We start from the raw sequence: 22,306 nt of genomic DNA, 5'->3' as shown, positions 1-22,306 counted from the left end.
ACCGGCATGGTGAAGCTGCGGCCGACTCAGGCCGACCATGTTCGGACGCCTGATGTCATCCGCTTCCACTGCTGACGCTCCCCGCCGCTCCAATGCCGTGCTAGCCGCCTTTTCCGGGCCGTGTCTGCCGCTGGCGGCGTTCGGCGTCGCCCTGCCCGTCACCCTGCCGGAGTTTTACGCCACGCACGTTGGGCTGGAGCTGGGCGTGGTGGCCGCCGTCTTCATGGCCGTGCGGCTGATCGACATCGTCTTCGACCCCTTCATCGGCTGGGGCATGGACAAGACCAAGACGCGGTTCGGCCGCTATCGTCCGTGGATGATCGTCTCGACGCCGATCCTGATGCTGTCGGCGCTGATGATGTTTGTCCTGGTCCAACCGGGCGCCGGGCCCGCCTATCTGTTCGCCTGGCTGCTGGTCCTCTACCTCGGCTTCTCCATCGGCACCTTGGGCCAACTGGGCTGGGCGGCGGTTCTGGCGCCCCAGTATGACCAGCGCAGCCGGGTCTATGGCTGGTGGCAGGTGTTCAACATCATCGGCGTCATCCTGATCCTGATCCTGCCGACCGTGGTGGTGAAGACCGGCATCGGCGACTACGCCGACGGCGTGCGGATCATGGGCTGGGCCATCCTGATCGCCCTGCCCGTCACCATCGGCCTGGCCATGGTCGCCGTGCCCGAACCCGTCAACGTCGGCGCGCCGCCGCACGGCGGGCCGAGCGCCTATCTAGCCCTGTTCGGCATGAAGACCGTGCGCAAGCTGCTGATCGCCGACCTGCTGCTGGGCGTCGCGCCAGGCATCACCGGCTCGCTGCTGTTCTTCTTCTTCGGCCAAATCAAGGGCTACGACCACACCCAGGCCTCGCTGTTCATGCTGTTCTATTTCGTGGCGGGACTGGTCGGGGCGCCGATCTGGGCCTGGCTGGCGACCAGGATCGGCAAGGACAGGGCGCTGGCTGTCGCGAGTCTGATCTTCGCCGGCCTCTATATCGCCGCCACCCTGGTCCCCGGGGGCAACTTCGCCGTGACCGCTGTGGTCATGTTCATCGCCGGCCTGCCCTATGCGGCGGGCCTGTTCCTGCTGCGGGCCATGATGGCCGATGCGGGCGACGAGGTGCGGCTGGAGACGGGCGTGGATCGCACCGGCCTGATGTTCTCCATCCTGTCGGCGACGACCAAGATCGGTCACGTCGTGGCGCTGATCCCCTACCTGATCCTGCAATGGGTGGGGTTCAAGGCCCTGCCCGGACCGGCAGGCAACAGCGAGTTTTCGCTGCTGGCGCTGCAAATCCTGTTCATCGCCGTGCCGGGTCTGCTACTGGCGGCGGCCGCCTGGGTGCTGAAGGGCTATCCCCTGACGCCGAAACGGCATGATGAAATCCGCGAGGCCTTGGCCCTTCGCGACGCCGGGACCGCCTGAATGACCCACTCCGTCGACCGCCTGAAAGAGATCATGGTTCGCCTGCGCGATCCGAACGGCGGTTGCCCCTGGGATGTCGAGCAGACCTTCGCCACCATCGCTCCCTATACGATCGAGGAGGCCTACGAGGTCGCCGACGCCATCGAGCGGGCTGACATGGAGGAACTGAAGGTCGAACTGGGCGACCTGCTGTTCCAGGTCGTCTTCCACGCCCGCATGGCCGAAGAGGCCGGGCATTTCGCCTTTGACGATGTGGCCGACGCCATGGCCGACAAGCTGGTCCGCCGCCACCCGCACGTCTTCGGCGAGGAAGCCGCCAAGCCCAGCGGTTCGGCTCAGAAGGCGCGTTGGGAGGACATCAAGGCGGCCGAGCGCAAGGCCAAGGCCCAGCACGGCGTCCTCGACGATGTGCCGGTCGGCCTGCCCGCCCTGACCCGCGCCGCCAAGTTGACCCGGCGCGCCGGCCGCGTCGGCTTCGACTGGCCCTCGACGGACGAGGTCTTCAACAAGCTGGCCGAAGAGGTCGAGGAACTGCGCGTCGAGATCGCCGCCGGCGACAAGGAAAAGGCGCGCGAGGAACTGGGCGACCTGCTGTTCGTCGTCGCCAACCTGGCCCGCAAGCTGGAGGTCGAACCCGAAGACGCCCTGCGCGCCGCCAACGCCAAATTCATTCGCCGCTTCGGCTTCATCGAAGCCGAACTGGCCAAGGACGGCCGCACGCCCGAACAGTCCGACCTGGCCGAAATGGACGCTCTGTGGGACGCCGCCAAGGCGGCCGAGAAGGCCTGATCCTGGCGGCGTTCGACCTCATCATCTTTGACTACGACGGCGTCGTCGCCGACAGCGAACTGCTGAACAACACCATCCTCGCAGACCTGCTCACAGACGTCGGGATGCCGACGACGCTGGATGACGCCCTTTCGGCCTATGTGGGCAAGCGTTGGCTGGACTGCCTCGCCCTGATCGAGGCGCGGTTCGGCCCCTGCCCAGAGGGGCTGCACGACGAGTGGACCCGGCGTTGCCACGCCCGCGCGCCAGTGGAGCTTGCTCCCGTCGCCGGGGCGCTCGACTTTTTGGAGTCACGGGGCGAGCGCCGCTGCATCGCCTCGTCCAGCCCGCTTGACTGGATCACCATGGGGCTGACCCGCTTCGGACTGGCCTCGACGTTCGGCGGCCCGGTTTCAGTGCGACCGTCCACGTCACCCGTGGCAAGCCCCACCCCGACCTGTTCCTGCATGCCGCCGCCGAAATGCAGACCGATCCCGCCCGAACGCTTGTGATCGAGGACAGCCCAAGCGGCGTGGCGGCGGGGTGCGCCGCCGGGATGACCGTCGTCGGGCTTTGCGCCGGTGGGCATATGCGCGAGGGAGACGGCGATCGTCTGCGACACGCAGGGGCTCATCACATCGCCGACGATTATGCCGCGATCAGCGCCATCCTCGACGCCTGAACAGGCCCGTCACACGTAGCGCAGTTCCTGAAGGTCGATCTCGCGGATCAGACGCCGCGCGATTTCTTCGTCCACCAGTCGCTGTCGACGCAGACGGACCAGTTCGTCGCGTTCCGCGGCGAGGCCCGCCAGGCGCAGTTGGCGCTCGATCTCGTCGCCCCGCTGGGTGCGGGCGATGTCGTCGCCTTCGTTATGGCTGCGGTTCTCGATGCGACGACGATAGACCTCCATCAAGCGGGCGGCGGTCTCGGCGTAGAGGTCGGGGTCGGAGCGGCCCTCGGCCATGGCATGCTGACGATCCTCGATGGCGCGCAGGGCGGCGGACGCCGCGGCGACGCGCGAGCGGTCTTCTTCTTCAAGGTGCGAAGGTTCGGGCGGCAGCTCGACGTTCTTCAGCAGGCGCGGCAGGGCGACCGTGGCCAGCACCAGTGAGACGATGATCACCCCCGCCGCCAGGAAAATGGCCAGGTTGCGCGCCGGCATGGGCGAGCCGTCGCTCAGCACGAAGGGCAGGGTCAGGATGCCGGCCAGGGTGATGGCCCCACGCACGCCGGCCAGAGACATGACGGCGACCAGCCGCAGCCCCACACGGGGCGGCGCTCCCTGCCCCCGCTTGCGGTAGAGGGTCAGCTTCAGCGAGGTCCAGACCCAGACGAACCGCAACGCCGCCAGGGCTGCGACGATGGCGAAGACATAGACGGCCAGCCACCAGACTTCTCGGTGCTGGGTCGTCTGGATGACCTCGGCGGCGCGCGCCATGATGGAGGGCATCTGCTCGCCCAGAATCACGAAGATCAGGCCGTTGGCGACAAACTGCACCGTATCCCACACGACGGCGCGACGAATGCGGGTCGCAGCCATGGCCGAGCCCTGACGCTCGGTGAAGCTCATGGTCACGCCGGCGGCGACGGCGGCCAGGATGCCCGATCCGTGCACCGCTTCGGCCGCCAGATAGGCCGCAAATGGAATCAGGATGCTGATCAGGATCTGCCCGCCGACGTCTTCGCCCCAGCGGCGGCTGATCCAGCCCTTGAGCAGGCCGATGGCCAGGGTCACGACGATGCCGACGGCGATTCCCGAGACAGCGAGCCAGGCGAAGGTGCCGATGGCGTGGGTCAACGAAAAGGCCCCCGTCGTCGCCGCAATCACGGCGATCCGCATGCAGGTCAGGCCCGTCGCGTCGTTGAGCAGGGACTCGCCCTCTAGAATATGCATCAGCCGCTTGGGGATCGGCGCGCGCGCGGCCACCGCCGACACGGCGATGGGGTCAGTCGGCGACAGGATGGCGGCCAAGGCGAAGGCCACGGCCAGAGGCATGGCGGGGATCATCCAGTGGATCAGGAAACCCAGGCCGACGACGGTGAAGACCACCAGGCCCAGCGCCAGCTCCAGGATCACCACCCGGTCGCGGAACAGCGCCTCGTTGGGAATGCGCCAGCCATCGACGAACAGCAGCGGCGGCAAGAACAGCAGGAAGAAGATGTCCGGCTTCAGGTCCACCGCCTGACCCGTAATCAGAACGACCAGCGCCCCCAAGCCGATCTGCACCAGCGGCAGAGCGATCCGCGTGATCCGCGCCACCCACCCTGACAGCACGACGGCCAGCAGCAGGAAAAGGATCGTCTCAATCAGGTGCATGGGTCAGTCAATGATGTCGGGGTAGAGGCGCTCCAGCCGCCCTAGGGCCGACGGATGCAGCCGCACGACCAGATGGGTCCGACCGTCGGCGTCGGTGTCGCGGAAGGTGACGCGGCCGTTCTCGTACAGCCAGGCCAGGGCTTCGCCCTGATGGGGCTGCAGCGTCAGGCGCGTCTCGGGATCGTCATCGATCAGGCCGGCGATGGTTTCACGCAGGGGCTCGATGCCCTCGCCGGTCCAGGCCGAGACCGCGACGGCCTTGCCCTCGCGGGCCAGACGCTCGGCCTGGCCCGTAACGGCTTCGCGCACGTCGGGGTCCAGCAGGTCGATCTTGTTCCAGACTTCCAGAATGCGGCGGGTCTTGCCCTCCGGCGTCGGAATCTGTTCCAGCACCGCCTCGACGTCCTTGGCCTGGGCGTCGCTGTCGGGCGAGGCGATGTCGCGGACGTGCAGGATCAGGTCGGCCTCGCCCACCTCTTCCAGCGTGGCGCGGAAACTCTCGACCAGTTCGTGCGGCAGGTCGGAAATGAAGCCCACGGTGTCGGCGATGATGGCCGGACGCCCCTGCGGCAGACGGATGGTGCGCTGGGTCGTGTCCAGGGTGGCGAACAGCAGGTCCTTGGCGAAGACCTCGGACCCGGTCAGCCGATTGAACAGGGTCGACTTGCCCGCATTGGTGTAACCGACCAGCGCCACCGAAGGGAAAGGCACCTTCTTGCGCGCCTTGCGATGCAGACCGCGCGTGCGGCGCACTTCTTCCAGCTCAGCCTTCAGGCGGACGATGCGGTCGGCGATCAGGCGTCGGTCCAGTTCGATCTGGGTTTCGCCCGGGCCGCCGGTCGAGCCCGTGCCGCCGCGCTGGCGCTCCAAGTGGGTCCAGGTGCGGACCAGACGCGAGCGTTCATAATCCAGCCGGGCCAGTTCGACCTGCAACCGGCCTTCCTTGGTCCGCGCGCGGCGCCCGAAGATTTCCAGGATCAGGCCGGTGCGGTCGATGACCTTCACCTCCCACGCCTTCTCCAGATTACGCTGCTGCACCGGCGACAGGTCGTCGTCGATGACCACGGCCTCGGCGTCGGCGGCGCGAACCAGCGCGGCCAGTTCCTCGACCTTGCCGGACCCGAACAGGGTGGCAGGCGTGGTGGAGCGCAGGCGCACGATCTCTTCGGCGCGCACGTCGAGGTCCAGCGCGCGGGCCAGGCCCGCGGCTTCCTCAAGACGCTCTGAGGCCAGTCGTGGACTGTCCGAGCGACGATCGGGATGAATGACGACCGCCCGGATCAGCGGAACGGCGTGGTCGATAAGCTTGGAGGTCAATCAGTCTTCTTCGGCGTCAGGCTCGTACAATTGCACGGGCGCGGACGGCATGATGGTCGAGATGGCGTGCTTGTAGACGAGCTGCGACTGGCCATCGCGACGCAGCAGCACACAGAAGTTGTCGAACCAGGTCACAATGCCCTGAAGCTTGACGCCGTTGACCAGAAAGATGGTCAGCGGGGTCTTGGTCTTACGGACGCTGTTGAGGAAGGTGTCCTGAAGGTTCTGACGTTTGTCTTGCGACATGGCAGGTTGGTCCTGTTCTTGGTTCTTTTTCGCCGACGGGATCAGCCGGTGCGGACTCGTCGGTCCGCACGCAACCTTAGACGCGCCTCCGCAGTCGCGGCAACGCCCTAAATGGCCTCTCTGCGCGCCTGTTCAAGATAGACCTTGCGCAGGCGGGTCGCGATCGGGCCGGGCTTGCCATCGGCGATCCGGGCGCCATCCAGCGACACGATGGGCATGACGAAGGAACTGGCGGCGGTGACGAAGACTTCCTTCGCGCGCTTGGCTTCGTCGACGCTGAACGGACGCTCGTCCAGTTCGATGCCCTCGGCCTCGACCAGTTTGAGGATGGCCGTGCGGGTGATGCCGCGCAGGATGTTGGCCTGGGTGTCGCGGGTGCGCAGCTTGCCGCTCTCGTCGACGATCCAGGCGTTGGTGGACGAACCTTCCGTCACCAGCCCCATCTCATCGACCATCAGGCACTCATAGGCGCCCTTTTCGCGGGCGGCCTGCTTGGCCAGGACGTTGGGCAGCAGGCCCACGGTCTTGATGTCGCAGCGGCCCCAGCGGATGTCGGGCATGGTCACGCCCGCCGCCCCCCTGGCGGCCAGAGCCTCGCCCTTGGCCAGGTCGATGGTCTTCGACGTAACGATGACGCTGGGCGGGATGTCCTTCGGGAAGGCGTGGTCGCGCGGCGAGGTCCCGCGAGTGACCTGAAGATAGACGATGCCGTTGCGCACCCGGTTGCGCCGGATGGTCTCCTTGAGCACGCGCTCCAGGGCCTGGGCCGTCATGGGGATAGGGATGCGAAGCTCGGTCAGGCTGCGGGCCAGGCGCGTCATGTGACCATCGAAGTCGGCCAGTCGGCCGTCGAACACCGACCAGACCTCATAGACGCCGTCGGCGAACTGGAAGCCGCGATCCTCGATGTGGACCGTGGCGCCGCTGTGGGCCTGATAGGTCCCGTTGACATAGGCGATCCTGGACATCAGGCGCCCTCTCCTTCTTCGTCTTCGCCGCCGCGAGCGGGCGAAACGCCCAGCGACTTCAGTTTGCGATGCAGTGCGGATCTTTCCATGCCGATGAAGGCGGCCGTGCGCGAGATATTTCCGCCGAAACGCATGATTTGCGCCGCCAGATAGTCCCGCTCGAACACTTCGCGCGCCTCGCGCAGAGGCAGGGCGATGATGCGGTCGGCGCCGAGCGATGACGCCCCGCCCGACGAGGCCACCTCCTGCGGCAGCATGTCGGCCGTGATCGGCTCGTCCGCATCGCCTGTCGCCAGGATCAGCAGGCGCTCGACGTTGTTGCGCAGTTGCCGGACATTGCCCGGCCAGGGATGGACCTGCAGCACCGCCAGGGCGTCGTCGGCGATCCGACGATGCGGCAAGCCCTGCGACGCCGAGAGGTTGTCGACGAAATACTCGATCAGTTCGGCGATATCCTCGCGACGCTCCGACAAGGGCGGCACGCGGATTGGCACCACGTTCAGACGGTGGAACAGATCCTCGCGGAAGCGGCCCTCGGCGATCTCCACCTTCAGGTCGCGGGCGGTCGAGGTGACGACGCGGACATCGACCTGGACATCCTGTTCGCCGCCGACCCGGCGGAAGCGCTGCTCGACCAGGACGCGCAGGATGCGGCTCTGGCTCTCACGCGGCATGTCGCCCACGTCGTCCAGATAGAGGGTTCCGTTGTGGGCGCGCTCGAAGACGCCGATCTTGCGGGGGCGACCGTCCCCGCCCTCTTCGCCGAACAACTCCACATCCAGACGTTCCGGCGTCATGCCGGCGGCGGAGATGGCGACGAACTCGGACCGGGCGCGCGGGCTGGCGTCGTGGATCTGGCGGGCCACCAGCTCCTTGCCCGAGCCCGGCGGGCCCGAGATCAGCACGCGGCTGTTGGCAGGAGCCACCTTGGCGATGGTGCCGCGCAGCAGCTGCGCCGCCGCCGACTTCCCGATCAGGCCGGTCGGGGCCATGGTCTGCGCCCGCAGACGCCGATTCTCGCGCTTCAGCGAGGCCGCTTCCAGCGCGCGCTCGACCACCACCACCAGTCGGTCCGACTTGAACGGCTTCTCGATGAAATCATAGGCGCCGCGCTTCAGGGCGCTGACGGCGGTCTCGATATTGCCGTGGCCCGAGATCATGACGACCGGCAGGTCCTCATCCAGGCCCTTGACCACGTCCAGCAGTTCCAGCCCGTCCAGACCGCCGCCCTGCATCCAGATGTCGAGCACGGCCAGCGACGGCTTGCGCGCCCGGATCGCGGCCAGGGCCTCGTCCGAGTTGGCGGCCGTGCGGACCGAATGGCCCTCGTCTTCAAGCAGGCCCGAGACCAGCTCGCGGATGTCCGCCTCGTCGTCCACGACCAGAATGTCGGCACCGGTATTGCGCATGACGCCTCTCTACTCCGCCGCTCGCGCCGCGCCGGAGGCACGGTGAGCAGCCTTGCTGTCTTGGGTCAGGGGGAAGGTCAGGCACACGCGTGCGCCTGACAAGGTCTCGGCGTCGGCCAGCTTCAGCTCGCCGCCGTGGTCTTCACAGATACGCTTGACGATGGCCAGGCCGAGGCCCGTGCCCTTCTCGCGTGTCGTGACATAGGGTTCCGTCAGCCGGTCGCGATCCTTGGCCGGCAGGCCGATCCCGTCGTCCTCGATGACGAAGGTGGCGATGCCGCCCTCGACCGTCAGCCGGGCGATGATGCCGGTCGCGCCGGCCGCCACGGGCTCGCGCAGCCGTTTGGCGCTCACGGCCTCGCCCGCGTTCTTGAGGATATTGGCCAGAGCCTGCCCAACCATGCGTCCGTCGCACTGCAGCACCACGTCCGGCAGGGGTTCGATCAGTTCGACGCCGATGTCCGCCGCTGCAACGCGCTGGGCGAAGACGGCCTCGCGCAGCATCTCGGCGGGGTTCTCGCGGGTGAAGCGCGGCGCCGGCATTCGGGCGAAGGAGGAAAACTCGTCAACCATGCGGCCGATATCGCCTACCTGACGGATGATGGTCTCGGTGCAGCGGTCGAAGACCTCGACGTCGTCGCCGACTTGAGAACGGTATTTACGCCGCAGACGCTCGGCCGACAGTTGGATCGGCGTCAGCGGGTTCTTGATCTCGTGGGCGATACGGCGCGCCACGTCGCGCCAGGCGGCGTTGCGCTGGGCCGTCACCAGTCGGGTGATGTCGTCGAAGGTCAGCACCATCTCGCCGCCCTGCCCCCCCTCGATCCGAACCCGCAGGCGTCGCGTCTCGCCGCCGCGGCTGACGTCGATGTCTTCCTCGATATGGGCCTCGGCGCGCTCGGACAGCTCGGCCAGTTCCGGCGCGACCTCGGCCAGCAGCCGTCCCTGCACGTCCGCCTCGTCGATGGCCAGAAGCTGACTGGCGCTGTCGTTGATGGCCGAAATCCGTCCCACGCGGTCCAGGCCGATGACCCCGGCGCTGACGCCCGACAGCACGGTCTCAATGAAGCGGCTGCGGCCACGCGCGTCGTCGCTGGCGGTCTTCAACGCCGCCTGCTGGGTCATGATGTCGCCGGTCATCCGGTTGAAGGCCTCGGACAGGACGATCAGTTCTGATGGCGCGCCGGTGTTGTCGACGCGCGCGCTCAGGTCGCCGCCCGCCACCTGATCGGCCGCCTTCACCAACCGGCCAATGGGCGCCGAGATCGAACTGGCGGCCGACATGGCAAGCCATACCGCACCGACCAGAACCAGCAGCGCCGTTTCCAGATAGCTGAGGGCGAAAGCCGCCTGAATCCGCGCCCGGCTTTCCTCGGCGGCGCGATAGGCGGCGATGGATTCCTCGCCGTTGCGCATCCGCTGGATCAGGCCCGGCGCCAGCGGTCGCACGACATAGAGGTAGGCGTGACCATAGTCAGGCAGCGGATAGAGGGCCCGAACCATGTCGGGGTTCTCGGTCACGGTCGTCGGCGCGACCTCGCCGGCCGCCACGGTCTCGAAGGCTTCACGCGGCGGCGCGACATAGGGCGGCGCGCCGGGTTGCTCGCCGCTGGCCAGCACCTCGCCGTCACTGTTGAGGATATAGAGGGCGGGATAGCCGAAGAAGTCGCCGATCTGGGCCAGGGCGCGCGAAAACTGGATGCGGTTGTCGAACAGGCCGCGCACGCCGCCCAGTTCAGTGGACATGGTCTCCAGATCGACCTCCAGTCCCGCGCCGACGTCGGCGACATAGGCCCGACCGATCTCGGCCCCGTTTTCGACGGCCGAGCGGACATTGGTGCTGAACCACTGATCCACGCCCCGGTTGACCAGAACCCCGAACACCAGGGCGATCAGCACCGCCGGCACGACCGCCACCAGAGAGAACAAGGTGACAAAGCGCAGATGCAGCCGCGCGCCCGGATCATTGCGGTTCCGCGTCAGACGCAGCACGCGTCCGCCGATCACAGCCGCCAGACCGCCGATCAGGATCAGATTGGCCAGGAGAATAAAGAGAACCGCCCGGCTGGCTGCGGTGCGCGCGTCGCCGCCCGCCGTCGCGCCGGGGGCGATGGCCACCAGCCAGATGGCCGCCGCTGTGACCAGAAAGGCCACGACATAGGCGGTGCCGAACAGGGCCCGAACACGACTGCCAGAAAGACGCCCCCAGAGCGATCGCTCGGGGCCTTGGCCTTCGGTCTGCGCGGCGGGGAGGTCCGTCATTACCTCGCAGCTTCAACCAGCTGTGGCTGGTTTTCAACACCAGAGTTGCTGAATTGATCCACCGCAGGTCGCCAAAGCGCTGAAAGCGCCTGTTCGACCTCGTCCGGGGTGTCCAATCGGCACAACCGCGCCTTGGCGGCGCGACGTTCCAGAGGGGCGTCGGGCCAGGGCGCCTGTTCGACGTACCAGCCCAGATGCTTGCGGAACATCTTCAGCCCCAGCGGCAGACCGTAAAAGGCGACCGAGGCCCGCAGGTGCTCGATGACGATGTCCAGCCGCTCCGCCCGGCCCGGCTCCTGCAACCGCGTCCCGTCAGCCAAGGCTCGCTCCAGATGCGCCGCCAGCCAGGGCCGGCCATAGACCCCGCGTCCCAGCATCAGGGCGTCCGCGCCCGATTGGCTCAGCGCCTCGCGGGCCTGTTCCGCCGTGATGATGTCGCCGTTGACGATGACCGGGATGCTGGACACCGCCGCCTTGACCTCGCCCACAGCGCCCCAGTCGGCCTGGCCGGTATAGAACTGCTTGCGCGTGCGGCCGTGGACCGTGACCGCCTTGACGCCCAGGTCCTCGGCGCGGCGCGCCAGTTCGGCGGCGTTGCGGCAGTCGTCGTCCCAGCCCAGGCGCATCTTGACCGTCACCGGGCGGCTGACCGCGTTCACCGCCGCCTCCATCAGACGGCAGGCCAGATCGGGCGTCCGCATCAGGGCCGAGCCACAGGCCGAGCCGGTCACTTCCTTGGCCGGACAACCGAAGTTCAGGTCGATGATGTCCGCGCCCGCCGCTTCAGCCATGCGCGCGCCCTGCGCCATGACTTCGGGATCGCGACCGACCAACTGGATCACCGTCAGCGGCAGACCGCCGCCGACCGCCGCTCGTCGCACCACGTCGGGCCGCCCACGCGCCAACTCGGCCGAGGCCACCATCTCGGTCGCCACATAGGCGGCGCCCAGCTTCGATGCGAGCAGCCGGAAGGGCAGATCCGTGATCCCGGTCATCGGGGCCATCAGCACCCGCCCGGCGATCCGCACGTCCCCGATTTGCAATCCTGCGTTCATGCCGCCCTTACCGCCGACTGTTGCCCCTCTCGTCAAGCGGAACTGGGGCGCTTAGAAGGCCGACATGGCATTCTCAGCAATCGTAGTGGCCGCCGGTTCAGGGTCTCGGGCCGGTGGAGACAAGCAGTGGCGGGCCGTCGGCGGGCGGCCGATGGTCCGCTGGTCCGTCGAGGCCCTGCTGACGGCGGGCGCCGATTCGGTCGTCGTCGTGGTCGCGCCGGGCGCCGAGCCGCGCGCCGTGGAGGCTCTGACGGGTCTGTCGGGCTGGCGCACAGCGGCGGGCGGCGCCACAAGGGCCGCCTCGGTTCAGGCCGGCCTCACAGCGCTCGAGATCGGGGACGATTCTCCGGTGCTGATCCACGACGCCGCCCGCCCCTTCCTCAGCGGCGTCGTGATCAACCGCCTGTTGGAGGCCTTGAACGATGCCGATGGCGCCCTGCCTGCCCTGCCCGTGGCCGACAGCCTGCGTCGCGGCGTCGAGGGCCTGGTCGTCGGCGGGGTCGAGCGCGACGGCCTATGGCGCGCCCAGACGCCGCAAGCTTTCCGCCTCAAGACCATCCGCGACGCCTACGCCGCCTGGACTGAGGCCGACGCACCCACCGACGAAGCCGCCGTGGTCGAACGCGCCGGCGGCCGGGTGCGGCTGGTCGAGGGCGACGCCCGTTTGATGAAACTGACCTATCCCGAGGATTTCGCCATGGCCGAGGCCTTTGCCCCCAAGACCCTGCGTATCGGCCAGGGCTATGACGTGCATCGCTGGGGACCGGGAACTTCGGTCTGGCTGTGCGGCGTCGAGATTCCGCATGACCAGACCCTGATCGGCCACTCGGACGCTGACGCGGGCCTGCACGCCCTGACCGACGCCATTCTGGGGGCCATCGCCGACGGCGACATCGGCGACCACTTCCCGCCCAGCGATCCCCAGTGGAAGGGCGCCGCGTCCGACCGCTTCCTGGTCTACGCGGCCCAACGCGTGGCCGCGCGCGGCGGACGCATCGTCAATGTCGACGTCACCCTGATCTGCGAACAGCCCAAGGTGAAGCCGCATCGTCTGGCCATGCGCGAGCGCCTTGCGAACCTGCTGAAGCTTCCTCTCGACGCGGTCAGCGTCAAGGCCACCACGACCGAGGGTCTGGGCTTCACCGGCCGGGGCGAAGGCCTGGCGGCTCAGGCCGTGGTCATGGTCGAACTGCCGGCCTAGGCCTTGGGCAGGTCGGCCGACGCCCGCTCCAGCACGGCGGCGGGGGTTTCGCCGGGCTGCATTTCGGCCACGCCGACATCGAACTCGACCACGAAGGGCGAGCGGTCCTTGCCGGCGTCGAAGGCGGTGCAGGCGATGACCGCCGAAATCCGCTCGGCCGCCAGTCGCGCCGCCGCCACGCCTGTCGCGGGCAGGACCAGGGCGAACAACTCAGGCCCCAGACGCGCCGCCGTGTCCTCGACCCGCACCAGACGCGACACCATGGCGCCGATCTGCGGCATGGCGCGATCCAGCCAGCCGCCGCCGCGCGCCTGAGCCACCGGATCGCGATCGGCCACCCTCAGCACGCAGACCGACAGGGCGCGATTGCGCAACCGCGCGCCCTCGGCGACGCGGGCCAGATGCGCGGCGAACAGATCGCGGGTGAACAGGCCCGTGGCCGCGTCCATCAGGTCTGACCCGCGCACGGAATCCAGCGCCCGGCGGATGGCCTGACGGCGGCGATGATTGCGCGCCAAGGCGAGCACCCGCTCCGCGGTCTCGTCTTCCGGCGTTTCCGCCGCCGCCACGTCGGCGAAGCCCCGGCGAAACAGATCGGCCAGCTCGACCTCGCCCGCGCCACGCAGATAGAGGATCAGCGGGATATGATAGAGGCGGGTGTTGCGCTTCATGCCCGAGGCGATCGACAGGGCCGGGGCATGATCCTGACCGCCCCACAGGACGGCGGCGTCAAACGCCCGCTCGTGCAGATAGTCGAAGGCCGTATAGGGCGTCGGCGCAGCGACCACCTCGGCCCCGGAGGCCGACAGGGCGTTGGACATGGCCAGGAAGCGGCGATCCGCCGCCCCCGCCGTCAGGATCTGCAACGGCGTTTCGCCCACGTCGGGCGCGTTCAGGGTCACGCCGTGAGCGGCGAAGGTCGCCTGGCGCAAGCGGAATTCTTCTTCGGCGATCCCGGCGCGCGTCAACTGTTCCAGTCGCAGGGCGGCCTGGGCCGGATGCGGCGGCGACGACATCATCAGATCCACATCGTCGCCGGCGCCCTCGCCGCCCCCGATCATCAGGATGGGCAGGTAGCGCGGCGCGGCGGCGTCTCGCAGTCGAGCGACGACCGTCTGCCCCTCCAGCCCGCGCGCTTCAACGATGGCGGCGTCGACCATGAGGTCCTTCACCCCCATGACAGCGGCGTCCAGCGTCCGCGCCGTCATCGTGGGCCAGCCCACCTGGTCCAGCCCCTCGCACAGAGGGCCGATCAGGGCGTCATCAACAGCGACGACCAGTACGCGCGGATCGGAATCCAAGACTTTCTCCTAGTGGCCTGGTCGGTTCGCCCCCGACACCGATGTTCCAGGCTGCGTGGATGATACTGACGCCGCCCCCGGTCTAGCAATGGGGACTGCGCCCGCCAGCGTTACAAATTAAGCGACCCCGCCAGAGGGTATCGCCGCGCGCCGAATGCGGTTAATCGGTCGCTTTGACGACGACCGAGGCTTCCGGCTTGAACCCACGATCCCGATTGACGGCCCTGCCCCTGTTCTGGAGCAAGCTGGCGGTTCGCGCCTTCACTCGCAGTTGGGGCCGCGATGTCATGCTCTATACGGGCGGCGTCTCCTTCTTCGCCCTGCTGGCGGTCTTCCCGGCCATCGCCATCCTGATCGGCTTCTACAAGGCGGTCCTGTCCATCGGTCAGGTCAGCGAGCAGGCGGCGGCGCTGGCCGACGTCCTTCCGCACGCGGCGCGCGCCATATTTGTCGGCGAGGTTGACCGCCTGGCCCACACCTCCGCGCGCACGGTTTCCGCCCAGAGCGCCCTGGCCCTGGTGATCGGCGGTTATGCCGCGCACCGCGGGTTCAAGGCCTTGCTGGCCGGACTTAACCTGATCCATGATGAGACGGAGCCGCACGGCTTCTTCAAGTTCAATCTTCTGGCCGTCTTCGTCGCCCTGTTCGCCTTCGCTCTGTTCACCGTGGTCTCGGGCGCGGTCGTGACGTCCCGACTGCTGGAACATACCCAGGCAGCGCGACCTCTGGCCTGGCTGACGGTGCCGCTGGACGGTGTGTGGCCGTCGCTGGGCCTGTGGCTGGGGCTGACCATGCTCTATCGCTACGCCATGTCTCACAAGACGCGCGTGGCCTGGGGGCCGGCCATGCTGGGCGGGCTTACGGCGACGGTCATGTCGTCGGTCTTTTCGTGGTTGTGCGCCATCTACGTCGAGCAGATCGCCCAGCTTGGCGCCACCTATGGCTCGGTCGGCGCCGTGGTGGTGCTGCTGATCTGGCTGTCGTGGAACGTCAACGCCATCTTCTACGGCGGCGCCTTCGCCACCGAACTTGAGATCGCGTGGAAGCCGGAAGAGCCGGAAATCGAAACCGGCGGTTCGGTCGTCAATCTTTCGGAACGGCGCCAGTCTCGACAGTGATCCGCAGGGCGCCGTCCACGTCCTCGATCTCGCAGATCCGGCCGCCCTGCTCGCGCATCAGATAGGGCACATCGATCCGCGCCATTGGATCGGTGGCCAGCAGGATCAGGCGCGCGCCAACGGGGGCGGTTTCCATCGCCTTGCGCAGCCGCAGGCTCGGCACCGGACAACGGTGGCCACGCGCATCCACGACAACCGGCTGGTTCACGCCGACACCGCTTCCAGAAGCAGGCTCAGGGCGACGCGAACGCTTTCCAGCCGCACGGCTTCGCGCCCAACATCGCCGAAGCGCCGCTCGACGTGCACGATTGCCCCGTCAGGGCCGGCCGCCGCGAAATGGACCAGGCCGACGGGCTTTTCCACCGAACCGCCGCCCGGCCCCGCTACGCCGGTGATGGACACCGAAGCCGACGCCCGCGACCGGGCGACCGCGCCCAGGGCCATGGCCCGCGCCACAGGTTCCGACACCGCCCCGAACCGCGCCAGCAGGTCGTCGGGGACGCCCAGCATCTCGGTCTTGGCCTCATTGCTATAGGTGACGAAGCCCCTATCCAGAACCGCCGACGACCCCGCAATGGCCGTCAGGGCGCCGGACACCAGGCCGCCGGTGCAGCTTTCCGCCGTGGCCACCATCACGCCGGCCTTCAGAGCCGAGGCGATGACGGCGGCGGACAGGGCCTGAATATCATCGGGGAACATGGCGCTGGCTCCGTCTGCGAGTCGGTCTAAACCTGCTGAACAGGTGGCGGGTCTGTCGACCCAGCCGATGCCAGCGGATCGCGAATGACCGATTCCACCATGACGACGGCCCTTCGCAAGTCTGATGCGATAACACCCGCGCTGTTCGCCGTCGCCATCTTCACGTCGGCGTCGCTGGTTTTTGTGGTCCAACCCATGGCCGCCAAGCTGATCCTGCCCATGCTGGGCGGGTCGCCGTCGGTTTGGAACACCTCCATGGTCTTTTTCCAGACGGCGCTGCTGATCGGCTACGGCTACGCCCACCTGTTGCAGCGGGTCCGGTCGCTGAAGGGCCAGGCCGTCATCCATCTTTGCCTCCTGCTGGCCGCAGCCCTCTTCCTGCCCTTACAGATCAGCGGCCTGTTGGGCGAGCCAGATCCCGCCGCGCCCACGGCCTGGCTGCTGGCTACGCTGGCCCTGTCGGTCGGGGCGCCGTTCGCGGTTCTGTCGGCCACCGCGCCCCTGCTTCAGGCCTGGTATGCGCGAGTTCGCGCCGGTCATGCGGACGGCCAGAACCCCTATGTGCTCTATGCGGCCTCCAACCTCGGGAGCTTCCTGGCCCTCCTCGCCTACCCGGCCCTGATCGAGCCGCTGATGTCCCTGTCGAGCCAAAGGACAGGCTGGACCGGCGGTTACGGCCTGTTCGTCCTGCTGGTGGTGGGACTGGCCGTCGCGGTCTGGCGTCGCCGGGTTCAGGACGCACCCGAGCCCGCGCCCCTGGCCGTCAGCGCAACCATCCCCTGGCGCGAGAAGGGCATACTGGTCCTGCTGGCCGCCGCCCCGTCCAGCCTGATGCTGGGCGTCACCGCCCACCTGTCAACCGACGTGGCCTCGGCGCCCTTCCTGTGGGTCGCGCCTCTGGCCCTCTATCTGCTGACCTTTGTCATCGCCTTCCAGGCCAGGCCCTGGATCAGCCTGCCGACGACGCTTGTGATCCAGGCTGCCTTGGGCGCCATTGTCGTCAGCCTGGTCGGCATGGCCACGGGCCATTGGCTGCTGCTCTTGCTCGGGCATCTGGCGGCCTTCTTCTTTACGGCCCTGATGTGCCACCAGCGGCTGGCGGCCCGGCGGCCGGCGCCGGATCGTCTGACCGAATTCTATCTGTTGCTGTCGCTGGGCGGCGTCGTTGGCGGGGCGTTCAACGCCCTGATCGCGCCGGCCATCTTCAATGGCGTCTGGGAATACCCCTTGGTCATGGTGCTGGTCGGTCTGGCCCGCCCCTGGGGCGACGGCGCCCTGTCACGGCGCGAGATCATCCTTCTGTTGATCGGCATCGCCACGGCAGCGGCGCCGCCGATCATCCTCGAGATCATGCGCTATAATCCCGAGTTCCGCGCCCTGCTCAGCGATCAGGCGCGGCTGCAGATGGTGCAGTTCATTCTGGGCGGCGCAGCGATCTGCGCCTTTCTGGTGCGCGACCGTGCGATCCTGTTCACCATCGTCATCGCCGTCATCACCCTGTCCGCCCACCACGTCGCGAGGGGCTATGACTGGAACCTGACAGAGCGCAGCTTCTTCGGCGTCATGCGTGTCGCCGTCACGCGAGACGATGGCATGGGCGGCGATGTGCACGTCCTGATGCACGGCACCACCCTGCATGGCGCCCAGGCGCGGGCGCCGGGCTTCGCCTGCATGCCGACCATGTACTATGCACCCGCCACGCCACTGGGTCAGGCGGCCCAGCGCATCCAGCAGCGCACACCCGCCGCCAAGATCGGCATCGTGGGTCAAGGCTCGGGGGCCATGGCCGCCTACAAGCGCGCCGAAGACGAGATGACCTTCTTCGAAATCGACCCCATGGTGGACCGCGTGTCGCGCGATCCGTCCTGGTTCACCTATATCTCGAAATGCGCCGACGGCCCGATCCGTACCGTTCTGGGCGACGCCCGCCTGACCATGGCCAAGGAGGCGCCCGGAACCTATGACCTGCTGGTCATCGACGCCTTTTCGTCAGACGCCGTGCCGACGCATCTGCTGACGGTCGAGGCGATCCAGGGCTATCTGAACCTGCTGAAGCCCGACGGCGTGGTGGTGCTGCATCTGTCCAACCGCAACCTCGAGATCACCATGCCGGCCGTCGCCGCCGCACGCCAGCTAGGCGCCGCAGACCTGCATCAAATCTATATAGAGCGGCCCGACGCGCCTGAAATGGCCGAGGCCTCCACCGAAGCCCTGGCCCTATCACGCACGCCCGAAGGCCTGGCCGACTTCAAGGGCGACGGGCGCTGGCGCAAGCTGGCCCCGACCGAGGTGCGGCCCTGGACCGACGACTACGTCAACCTGTTCGGCGCCTTGGTCCGCCAGATGAAGGGACACGGCTAGTCCAGCATCCCGGAAGCGGCCCAGCCGCTATCCGGGACCTCTGGCTGGCTAAGCCGCCCCCGCCACCCGCGCCAGATCGGCGGTGATGCGCTCGGCCACCTTCAGACGGTCGCCGGGCGTCGGCCATTCGCCCTTCACCACGATCTTCTGATCCGGACGCAGCTTCCAGAAGGCCTGGTTCTTCTGGATCAGGCCGACCAGTCCCATCGGGTTGGGGAAGCTGTTGTTGCGCAGGGTCAGCACTGCGCCCTTCGGCCCGATGTCGATGCGCTCGATGCTGGCGGTGCGGCAGTTGGCCTTGATGCCGACGATCCGCAGAAGCTGCTGCGCCTCGTCCGGCAGCGGGCCGAACCGGTCGATCAGTTCGGCGGCCAGGGCTTCGCGATCCTCGCTGCGTTCGGCGTCCGACAGACGACGATACAGGCTGAGGCGAACGTTCAGGTCCGGCACGTAAGCTTCTGGAATCAGGACCGCCGCGCCAACATTGATCGACGGCGACCAACCTCGATCCGCCACTTCTTCGCCCTGCTCGCGCAGCTCGGCGACGGCGTCTTCCAGCATCTGCTGATACAGCTCGACGCCGACCTCGCGGATGTGGCCCGACTGCTCGTCGCCCAGCAGGTTGCCGCCGCCGCGCTGATCCAGATCGTGGCTGGCCAGTTGGAAGCCGGCGCCCAGATTGTCCAGCGACTGCAGGACCTGCAGACGCTTCTCGGCCGACAAGCTCAGCGGCCGTTTGGGGTCCGTCGTCAGATAGGCGAAGGCGCGCGCCTTGGACCGGCCGATGCGGCCCCTGATCTGGTGCAACTGGGCCAGGCCGAACATGTCGGCGCGGTGGACGATCAGGGTGTTGGCCGTCGGAATGTCGATGCCGCTCTCGACGATGGTGGTCGAGACCAGCACGTCATAGCTGCCGTCATAGAAGGCGCTCATCACGTCTTCCAACTGGGTCGGGGTCATCTGGCCGTGACCGACGACGAACTTCACCTCGGGCACCTGCTCACGCAGGAACTTCTCGATTTCCGGCAGTTCCTTCAGACGCGGCGCGACATAGAAGGCCTGACCGCCGCGATACTTCTCGCGGAGCAGGGCCTCGCGCACCAGCACCGGGTCCCACGGCGTGACATAGGTCCGCACCGCCAGACGGTCGACCGGCGGCGTGGCGATGATCGACATCTCGCGGATGCCCGACAGCGCCATCTGCAAGGTGCGCGGAATGGGCGTGGCCGTCAGCGTCAGCAGGTGAACATCGGCCCGCAGGGACTTCAGCTTCTCCTTGTGCTTGACGCCGAAGTGCTGCTCCTCGTCGACGATCACCAGGCCCAGATCACGGAAACCGACCTGTTCGGCCAGCACGGCGTGGGTGCCGACGACGATCTCGAACGTGCCGTCCTTGAGGCCTGCGCGCGTCTCGTTGGCGTCCTTGGCCGTGACCATGCGCGACAGGTGCCGCACCGTGATCGGCCATCCGGCGAAACGCTCGCTGAAGGTCTTGAAGTGCTGACGCGCCAGGAGGGTCGTCGGGCAGACGACCGCTACCTGTTGCCCCGTCATGGCCACGACGAAGGCGGCGCGCAGGGCCACTTCCGTCTTGCCGAAACCGACGTCGCCGCAGATCAGGCGATCCATCGGCGTGCCCTTGCCCAGGTCCTCCAGCACGTCGCCGATGGCGTTCAACTGGTCGTCGGTTTCCTCGTAGGGGAAGCGGGCGCAGAACTCGTCGAACAGGCCGGACGGCGGCACGATGGCGTCGGACACGCGCATGGCGCGCTTGGCGGCCAGGGCGATCAGACCCTCGGCCATGGCGCGCAGACGCTCCTTGGCCTTGGCCTTGCGCCCCTGCCAGCCGGCCCCGCCCAGACGATCCAGTTGCACCCCGTCGGCGTCCGTGCCGTAGCGCGTCAGCAGGTCGATGTTCTCGACCGGCAGATAGAGCTTGCTGTCGCCCGCGTAGAGCAGCTCCAGGCAGTCGTGCGGCGCCTCCTGAATCTCCAGCGTCTTCAGGCCCTCATAGCGCCCGATGCCGTGATCCAGGTGGACCACCAGATCGCCCGCCGTCAGGGCCGAGGCCTCGGCCAGGAAGTTGGAGGCCCGACGTTTGCGCCGAGGCCGCGCCAGACGGTCGCCCAGGATGTCGGTCTCGGAAATGACCGCCACCTCGTCGGTGACGAAGCCATGCTCGACCGGCAGGACGGCGCGCAGATAGATGTCCTTGGGCGAGGCCAGAACGTCGGCCCAATCGCGCACCGGCAGGACGTGCTCCAGACCGTGATCGCCCAGCATGGCCGCCAGACGCTCGGACGAGCCCTCGCTCCACGAGGCGAACAGGACCCGCTTGCCGTCGGCTTTCAGCCGCTCGGCGTGCTGGGCCACGGCGGCGAACAGGTTGACGCTGTCCTGGGTGCGTTCGGCGGCGAAGCTGTGGCCCAGACGCCCGCCGGCGTCCTCTCCGCCTCGCGTCGTATCGGCGGCCAGCGGCGACAGGCGGCGCACGGCGCGACCGGCCAGGGCGCTGTTCCACTCGCCTTCGTCCAGATAGAGGCTCTGCGGCGCGGGCGCGCGATAGGCCGCGCCGCCCTTGCCCTTGGCCGCCTCGCGCCGCGCCTCATAGGCGTCGGTCGTCAGGGTCCAGCGCTCCGCGCGCGCCTGCTCGACCTGACTGTCGAGGAAGACCGGCGCCGTGTCGGGCAGGAAGTCGAACAAGGTGTCGAGGCGCTCGTAGAAGAGCGGCAGCCAGTGCTCCAGCCCCTGACGCCGCGCGCCCTCGCTGACGGCGGCGTACATGGGTTCGTCGCCCGCTGCGCCGAACAGGTTCAGATAGCCGGTGCGGAAGCGCGAGATGGTCTCGGCGTCCAGCAGCACCTCGGAGACGGGTAGCAGGGAAACCTGCTTCAGCTGCCGCGTCGAGCGCTGGGTCTCGGGATCAAAGGCGCGGATCGATTCCAGCTCGGACCCGAACAGGTCCAGACGCACCGGCTCGTCAAAGCCCGGCGGGAAGACGTCGATGACGCCGCCGCGAATGGCGTACTCGCCGCGCTCCGACACGGTCGAGGCGCGCACATAGCCGTTGGCCGAGACGTAGCGTTCCAGCGCCGCCGTATCCAGATCGCGGCCGACGCGGGCCTCGAACCCGGCCCCGGTGACAGCCTGACGCGGCGGCGTGCGCTGGGTCACGGCGGCGATGGTGGCGACGACCAGCAGAGGCTTGGTGTCCGACGGATCACGCTGGGCCAACCGGGTCAGGGTGGCCATCCGCTGAGCCGCGACCGCGGCGGTCGGGCTCAGCCGGTCATAGGGCAGACAATCCCAGGCCGGGTATTCAAGAAGTTCAATGTCCCTGGCGAAGAAGCCGAGCGCTTGGGTGAAATTTCCTGACCGCTGATAATCCCGCGCCACCAGCAGGCCCACGCCGCCCTGCGCCTTCAGCCGCTCGGCGACGACCAGCGCATCCAGCCCCTCGGGCGCGCCGCCCAGTTCGACGTCACGCCGCGCCATCGCCTCACTCATCAACCGATACCCTTGGCCACTTCCGCCGCAACGTGTTCGCGCATGAAAGTCCGGATGCGCGCCAGCATCGGCCCGTCGAACTCCGGCGGCGTCGGCTCCTTCTCGATGATCCAGGCGTAGAGGTACTGATCCTCTTCATCCAGCAGGGTCTCGAGCTGATCCAGCTCCTCGTCGCTCAGCGTCGGTCCAACCTGATCGGTGAAGGGGCCCAGCACCATGTCGGCTTCGCGGAAGCCGCGTCGCCAGGCGCGATACGAGATCCGACCCAGGCGCTGGTGCTTCAGATTGTCCTCTGGACGTGCGTCAATTTCGGCCACGCGGTTCCTTGCCCGGTCCGTTCATGTGAAGAGTTCGATC

18 protein-coding genes are annotated in these 22,306 nt (G+C 67.8%); 6 read left to right on the top strand and 12 right to left on the bottom strand.

Annotated elements, in window-relative coordinates:
- The first annotated feature begins 52 nt into the window (after positions 1–52).
- From P0Y52_06320 to P0Y52_06310, 3 genes are read left to right on the top strand one after another with little or no spacing between them, the layout of a single operon-like run.
- Positions 53–1,417, top strand: coding sequence for an MFS transporter (locus P0Y52_06320; GenBank protein WEK59154.1), 1,365 nt, complete (start codon positions 53–55; stop codon positions 1,415–1,417).
- Positions 1,418–2,206, top strand: coding sequence for a nucleoside triphosphate pyrophosphohydrolase (mazG, locus tag P0Y52_06315; GenBank protein WEK59153.1), 789 nt, complete (start codon positions 1,418–1,420; stop codon positions 2,204–2,206).
- Entirely contained in the window at positions 2,173–2,697 is a 525-nt protein-coding gene (locus P0Y52_06310; GenBank protein ID WEK59152.1) for a hypothetical protein, read from the top strand. Before mazG ends, P0Y52_06310 begins: the two co-directional genes overlap by 34 nt.
- 179 nt (positions 2,698–2,876) lie before the next feature.
- Here the strand turns inward: P0Y52_06310 and P0Y52_06305 are convergent, their stop codons facing one another.
- The 7 genes from P0Y52_06305 to dusB all read right to left on the bottom strand — a co-directional run bounded on the left by P0Y52_06305 (position 2,877) and on the right by dusB (position 11,762).
- Complete coding sequence (locus P0Y52_06305; protein WEK59151.1) at positions 2,877–4,505, bottom strand: Na+/H+ antiporter; 1,629 nt, start codon at positions 4,503–4,505, stop codon at positions 2,877–2,879.
- A gap of 3 nt (positions 4,506–4,508) precedes the next feature.
- Positions 4,509–5,822 (bottom strand): GTPase HflX, encoded by a 1,314-nt coding sequence (hflX, locus tag P0Y52_06300; GenBank protein WEK59150.1) that lies wholly within the window; start codon positions 5,820–5,822, stop codon positions 4,509–4,511.
- Positions 5,823–6,068 carry an RNA chaperone Hfq gene (gene hfq / locus P0Y52_06295; GenBank protein ID WEK59149.1) on the bottom strand — a complete coding sequence of 82 codons (246 nt, stop codon included), beginning with the start codon at positions 6,066–6,068 and terminating at the stop codon, positions 5,823–5,825.
- Positions 6,069–6,175: 107 nt separating this feature from the next.
- Positions 6,176–7,036 (bottom strand): D-amino-acid transaminase, encoded by an 861-nt coding sequence (locus P0Y52_06290; protein WEK59148.1) that lies wholly within the window; start codon positions 7,034–7,036, stop codon positions 6,176–6,178.
- Positions 7,036–8,445, bottom strand: a complete 1,410-nt coding sequence (locus P0Y52_06285) for a sigma-54 dependent transcriptional regulator (GenBank protein ID WEK59147.1) — start codon at positions 8,443–8,445, stop codon at positions 7,036–7,038. Before P0Y52_06285 ends, P0Y52_06290 begins: the two co-directional genes overlap by 1 nt.
- A 9-nt stretch (positions 8,446–8,454) precedes the next feature.
- Positions 8,455–10,707 (bottom strand): PAS domain-containing sensor histidine kinase, encoded by a 2,253-nt coding sequence (locus P0Y52_06280; GenBank protein ID WEK59146.1) that lies wholly within the window; start codon positions 10,705–10,707, stop codon positions 8,455–8,457.
- Positions 10,707–11,762 (bottom strand): tRNA dihydrouridine synthase DusB, encoded by a 1,056-nt coding sequence (gene dusB, locus P0Y52_06275; GenBank protein WEK59145.1) that lies wholly within the window; start codon positions 11,760–11,762, stop codon positions 10,707–10,709. Before dusB ends, P0Y52_06280 begins: the two co-directional genes overlap by 1 nt.
- Before the next feature lie 64 nt (positions 11,763–11,826).
- Here dusB and P0Y52_06270 point away from each other — a divergent pair, with 64 nt between their 5' ends.
- Positions 11,827–12,963 carry a bifunctional 2-C-methyl-D-erythritol 4-phosphate cytidylyltransferase/2-C-methyl-D-erythritol 2,4-cyclodiphosphate synthase gene (locus P0Y52_06270; GenBank protein WEK59144.1) on the top strand — a complete coding sequence of 379 codons (1,137 nt, stop codon included), beginning with the start codon at positions 11,827–11,829 and terminating at the stop codon, positions 12,961–12,963.
- On the opposite strand, the gene P0Y52_06265 is transcribed toward P0Y52_06270, so the two are convergent.
- Positions 12,960–14,264 (bottom strand): diguanylate cyclase, encoded by a 1,305-nt coding sequence (locus tag P0Y52_06265; GenBank protein ID WEK59143.1) that lies wholly within the window; start codon positions 14,262–14,264, stop codon positions 12,960–12,962. The genes P0Y52_06270 and P0Y52_06265 overlap by 4 nt on opposite strands.
- A 287-nt stretch (positions 14,265–14,551) precedes the next feature.
- On the opposite strand from P0Y52_06265, the gene P0Y52_06260 reads away from it, so the two are divergent.
- Complete coding sequence (locus tag P0Y52_06260; GenBank protein WEK59449.1) at positions 14,552–15,382, top strand: YihY/virulence factor BrkB family protein; 831 nt, start codon at positions 14,552–14,554, stop codon at positions 15,380–15,382.
- On the opposite strand, the gene P0Y52_06255 is transcribed toward P0Y52_06260, so the two are convergent.
- The gene (locus P0Y52_06255; GenBank protein WEK59142.1) at positions 15,348–15,590 is read right to left on the bottom strand and encodes a sulfurtransferase TusA family protein; all 243 of its coding nucleotides are present in this window, start codon (positions 15,588–15,590) and stop codon (positions 15,348–15,350) included. The two genes, P0Y52_06260 and P0Y52_06255, sit on opposite strands and share 35 nt — an antisense overlap.
- Positions 15,587–16,081, bottom strand: coding sequence for a CinA family protein (locus P0Y52_06250; protein ID WEK59141.1), 495 nt, complete (start codon positions 16,079–16,081; stop codon positions 15,587–15,589). Before P0Y52_06250 ends, P0Y52_06255 begins: the two co-directional genes overlap by 4 nt.
- 84 nt (positions 16,082–16,165) lie before the next feature.
- Here P0Y52_06250 and P0Y52_06245 point away from each other — a divergent pair, with 84 nt between their 5' ends.
- Positions 16,166–18,442, top strand: coding sequence for a fused MFS/spermidine synthase (locus tag P0Y52_06245; GenBank protein WEK59140.1), 2,277 nt, complete (start codon positions 16,166–16,168; stop codon positions 18,440–18,442).
- Positions 18,443–18,490: 48 nt separating this feature from the next.
- On the opposite strand, the gene mfd is transcribed toward P0Y52_06245, so the two are convergent.
- Positions 18,491–21,937: a transcription-repair coupling factor gene (mfd, locus tag P0Y52_06240; GenBank protein ID WEK59139.1), complete on the bottom strand. Its 3,447-nt coding sequence runs from the start codon at positions 21,935–21,937 to the stop codon at positions 18,491–18,493.
- Positions 21,938–21,948: 11 nt separating this feature from the next.
- Positions 21,949–22,266: a succinate dehydrogenase assembly factor 2 gene (locus P0Y52_06235; GenBank protein ID WEK59138.1), complete on the bottom strand. Its 318-nt coding sequence runs from the start codon at positions 22,264–22,266 to the stop codon at positions 21,949–21,951.
- Positions 22,267–22,306: the final 40 nt, after the last annotated feature.

The organism is Candidatus Brevundimonas phytovorans (assembly GCA_029203145.1).
GTDB classification, from domain to species: domain Bacteria; phylum Pseudomonadota; class Alphaproteobacteria; order Caulobacterales; family Caulobacteraceae; genus Brevundimonas; species Brevundimonas phytovorans.
This window is presented reverse-complemented; position numbering and strand designations above follow the sequence as displayed.

What these genes read in the sequence shown, in the direction of transcription:
- P0Y52_06290 (WEK59148.1), bottom strand. Translation starts at nt 7,036, where the DNA reads ATGTCCAGGATCGCCTATGTCAACGGGACCTATCAGGCCCACAGCGGC.
- P0Y52_06320 (WEK59154.1), top strand. Translation starts at nt 53, where the DNA reads ATGTCATCCGCTTCCACTGCTGACGCTCCCCGCCGCTCCAATGCCGTG.
- P0Y52_06270 (WEK59144.1), top strand. Translation starts at nt 11,827, where the DNA reads ATGGCATTCTCAGCAATCGTAGTGGCCGCCGGTTCAGGGTCTCGGGCC.
- hfq (WEK59149.1), bottom strand. Translation starts at nt 6,068, where the DNA reads ATGTCGCAAGACAAACGTCAGAACCTTCAGGACACCTTCCTCAACAGC.
- P0Y52_06305 (WEK59151.1), bottom strand. Translation starts at nt 4,505, where the DNA reads ATGCACCTGATTGAGACGATCCTTTTCCTGCTGCTGGCCGTCGTGCTG.
- mazG (WEK59153.1), top strand. Translation starts at nt 1,418, where the DNA reads ATGACCCACTCCGTCGACCGCCTGAAAGAGATCATGGTTCGCCTGCGC.
- P0Y52_06260 (WEK59449.1), top strand. Translation starts at nt 14,552, where the DNA reads ATGCTCTATACGGGCGGCGTCTCCTTCTTCGCCCTGCTGGCGGTCTTC.
- P0Y52_06280 (WEK59146.1), bottom strand. Translation starts at nt 10,707, where the DNA reads ATGACGGACCTCCCCGCCGCGCAGACCGAAGGCCAAGGCCCCGAGCGA.
- dusB (WEK59145.1), bottom strand. Translation starts at nt 11,762, where the DNA reads ATGAACGCAGGATTGCAAATCGGGGACGTGCGGATCGCCGGGCGGGTG.
- mfd (WEK59139.1), bottom strand. Translation starts at nt 21,937, where the DNA reads ATGGCGCGGCGTGACGTCGAACTGGGCGGCGCGCCCGAGGGGCTGGAT.
- P0Y52_06245 (WEK59140.1), top strand. Translation starts at nt 16,166, where the DNA reads ATGACCGATTCCACCATGACGACGGCCCTTCGCAAGTCTGATGCGATA.
- P0Y52_06250 (WEK59141.1), bottom strand. Translation starts at nt 16,081, where the DNA reads ATGTTCCCCGATGATATTCAGGCCCTGTCCGCCGCCGTCATCGCCTCG.
- P0Y52_06285 (WEK59147.1), bottom strand. Translation starts at nt 8,445, where the DNA reads ATGCGCAATACCGGTGCCGACATTCTGGTCGTGGACGACGAGGCGGAC.